General features: G+C 34.2%; 2 protein-coding genes and 1 pseudogene. All 3 read left to right on the forward strand.

The annotated features are described in order from the left end of the window. Positions 1 to 999: 999 nt before the first annotated feature. The 3 genes and pseudogenes from V7014_RS04375 to V7014_RS04385 all read left to right on the forward strand — a co-directional run bounded on the left by V7014_RS04375 (position 1,000) and on the right by V7014_RS04385 (position 3,451). Positions 1,000 to 1,188 (forward strand): hypothetical protein, encoded by a 189-nt coding sequence (locus V7014_RS04375; protein ID WP_335504556.1) that lies wholly within the window; start codon positions 1,000 to 1,002, stop codon positions 1,186 to 1,188. Positions 1,189 to 1,567: 379 nt separating this feature from the next. After that, positions 1,568 to 1,771: pseudogene (locus V7014_RS04380) on the forward strand (glycosyltransferase); the annotation flags it as partial. Between the two features lie 42 nt (positions 1,772 to 1,813). Next, positions 1,814 to 3,451 carry a glycosyltransferase gene (locus V7014_RS04385; protein WP_335504558.1) on the forward strand — a complete coding sequence of 546 codons (1,638 nt, stop codon included), beginning with the start codon at positions 1,814 to 1,816 and terminating at the stop codon, positions 3,449 to 3,451. Positions 3,452 to 3,547 lie beyond the last annotated feature (96 nt).

Below are 3,547 nucleotides of genomic sequence, written 5' to 3' on the forward strand. Positions count from 1 at the left end.
AAAGTTTCACTTTATTGGTGGCGGATTTTCTGCATTTGTACATGCACAAATGCCTAGTGACGAGCGTACTGTAGGAAGAAATGATTTCTTCCAGATTTATGGACCAAGTTTTTTACTCGAGAGGAGAGAACTATATGTCTTTGTCTTCACCTAATATCCCAAATATTAAATCATTTGATTCCGTTAACCGAAATGATGCTATTAACTTGCTTTTAGCATCCGTTGCGATGGAGGAAATGGGTCTTTCACATGTATTAAATGCAGAGGGAGAGAAACTACAATATTTCTTAAAAAGTAAGCCTAAAGATTTATGTGATTATTTATCGATTAATGATAGCGTTAATCAAATGTTGCGAACTATTGTTAAATCTCAAATCATGCTCCAGCTTAAATTAGAAGATATTATGTTACTTGATAAAAATAATATAAAAGNNNNTGTTGTTGTAAAGAAGATTCTAGTGGCAGTTGCGATTGTAGTAAGGATGATTCAAGTGATTGTCGTAAATGTTGATGATGAGGGAAGATGCAATGATCTAAAAAGCAACAGTTCCAGAGATGACAAACAAACAATACAAAGCGATATTAAATGGCAGGGGTTTGTTGAGGAGTATTTATTATTTATGGTGAAATTTATAAGTGTTCTTGGATTGTATGATTTACACAAAATTGAGAGAGATACCTTGGAACAAAACATTGCTGTATCTTTTAAGCTTCTTAGTGATGTTCAAATAGTTAAGCGATCCCCAAGAAATAAGTATTGCAACATTGAATTAGATGTATCTCAACAGAAGATTTATGAATATCTAAATGAAATTCAAAAACTATCACAGAATACCTTTCATAATGATAAATATTTGAACATATGTATAGATGCGTTAATTCATTTACAGCAATGTTACCCACAATTGTACAAAGCTATATGTAGTAGCAGGCCTTGGCTCGCGAGCGAAATAGGTGTATTGCAAAAGAAAATCTAAAGCGACAAAAGGAGGTACAACAATGAAAGAACCTTCCGTTAGCTTGTGCATGATTGTGAAAGATGAAGAGAAATATTTAGAACGTTGCCTTTTAAGTGTGCAACCATTTGTTACATCTTATATCAATATCGTTTATTTAAAAATTCTTCCACTATTCGATCTATCAACCCCATTCATGAACTACTCCAATTTAATAATGGCCAAACCGTAGAAGTTATTTTGAATTCTGATATATATATACACCATTTTGAATACTTAACAGAGAATGTGAGCAGTAAACAAAAGTAGGCAAGAAATATTCGTTTGCTGCAAAAGAAGAGGAGAAAACTATAAATCCATTCAAAGATTAGTATAAACATAATAAAGTTAATGAGCATTTTACCACAGTAAATGCTTATTTTTTTTGTATCTATGAAAACTCAATTAATTCTGGTTAATAAAGAGACTGAGATTTTGCATGTAGGAAGTTAGGTTTATGGAAGAGAAACAGTGCGTTACAAAAATGTACAGGAAATAATATAACTCTTCTTGCATACATTTAAATGAATAGTCAATAGGAGGAGGATCAAGTGGTTTCGGTCTCTTTATGTATGATTGTGAAAAATGAAGAAAAAGTTATCTCACGTTGCCTAAAAAGTGTAGCTTCTTTAGTTGATGAAATTATTATTGTAGATACCGGTTCAAGTGATCATACTAAAGAAATTGTCAGAACCTATACAGATCAAATCTATGATTTCGAGTGGGAAGATAATTTTGCTAAGGCGAGAAATTTTGCATTTAGTAAAGCAAATAACAATTGTCTTACTTGTAAAATGAATAAATGAGGTGAACTAGTAATGCCAACAAGCTGGTATCAAGCAACCCCGGCTATTATTGATTTAGTGTTACTTGATCATCCAACGTCGATTTTAGATATTGGAATCGGCTTTGGAAAGTATGGTGTTCTATTACGTGAAGTATTAGACATACCATACGAACGGTATGAGAAGAAAGATTGGAGCGTGAAAATTGACGGAATCGAAGGTTTTGAAGCATATCAAAACCCAATTCATAATTATGTATATAACGAGATGTACTACGGTGAAATTTACACGGTATTACCCAAACTACAGCAGAAGTACGATACCGTTCTCCTTATCGATGTTTTAGAGCATTTTGATAAACAGGAAGGCCTGAAGCTGTTAGAAGACCTACTAAAAATAACGAATACCTCCTTAATAGTCTCCACACCAATCAATCCAGCACCTCAAGAAGAATACTTAGGCAATACATTAGAACGACATAAAAGTAGATGGACTGTTGTTGATTTTGTCGACTTTGATTATCACTTTAGTCAAGTGAATGTTGGTGATAATGGCGCTAATATAATTAAAATATATCCTCGAAGAGTTCAGAAACAAGTTGAAACAACCAGTGTAAGTAAAGAACCGTTAAAAATTGGTTATGTTTTGCCACACCATAGTGTAACAGGTGAGTTAAAGATGCTTCTTACTCAAATGCAAATGTTAAGAAAACGTGGTCATCATATCACGGCTTATTTTAAAGGTGAGGAAGGGAGTAGAGTTCTTCCGCCATGGAGTGAAATTACAGTGGATGAAGAGGTATTAGTTTCTCCACTAGAATTGCTAGCCGATCATACGGAAGATTGTGATATTGTTGTAGTTGGATGGATCTATCAACTATTGGAGTTCAAAGGAAAGAAAACAAAGGTTTTCTATTGGGAACAAGGTCATGAATCATTATTTGGAGATATTCCAGATTACGAATATATTCCCGGGATTAGAAGTAGTCTTGACCTTTGTTATAATGCGGGCGTACCAATAGTAAGTGTTTCTTCTTTTGTCGCGAAAGTATTGAAAGCTAGATATGCTATAGATACTCCTGTTATAACAAATGGTATTGATATTACCTTATTTAAACCAAAACCAGATCGAAAGGCGTCTATAATTCCAATAATTTTATTAGTAGGAAGCCCAGGGTTACGCTTTAAAGGATTCTCTGATGCATTGAAAGCATTAGAGCAAGTATGGTCGAATGGATTACGTTTTCAAGTGAAATGGATTTGTCAACAAAAGCCGGAGATTGAAACAGTATTTCCTATCCATTATATGATTCAACCGCTTCAAGGAGACATAGTGGATAGTTACCAGCAAGCAGATTTACTTTTATTTACTTCTTGGTATGAAGGTTTTGGGCTTCCTCCTTTAGAAGCGATGGCTTGTGGTACGCCAGTTGTAGCGACGAACAGTGGGGGAGTTCAGGAATATACACTTCAAGGATACAATTGTTTACTGAATGACCCTGGTGATATACAAGGATTGGTGAAAAGCGTGTCCGAAATATTAAGTAACCCTTTAATAAAAGAACGTTTACGTATAAATGGAAGAGCCACAGCAAGAAAATTCAGCTATGATCAAGTCATTCCAAAATTAGAAGAGTATATGAGAGAAATAGTATCAAAAAGTTGTGTTTAAATTATTTGTATAATAAAAGACCTCTTTGCGTTTTTAACGCAAGAGGTCTTTTTAAAAAGATAAGAAAGCGGTGTCTGGCTCCAGCGCCCAGCTCCT

Origin of the sequence: Bacillus sp. JJ722, from assembly GCF_036963345.1 — a bacterium.
Taxonomy (GTDB): domain Bacteria; phylum Bacillota; class Bacilli; order Bacillales; family DSM-1321; genus Bacillus_AD.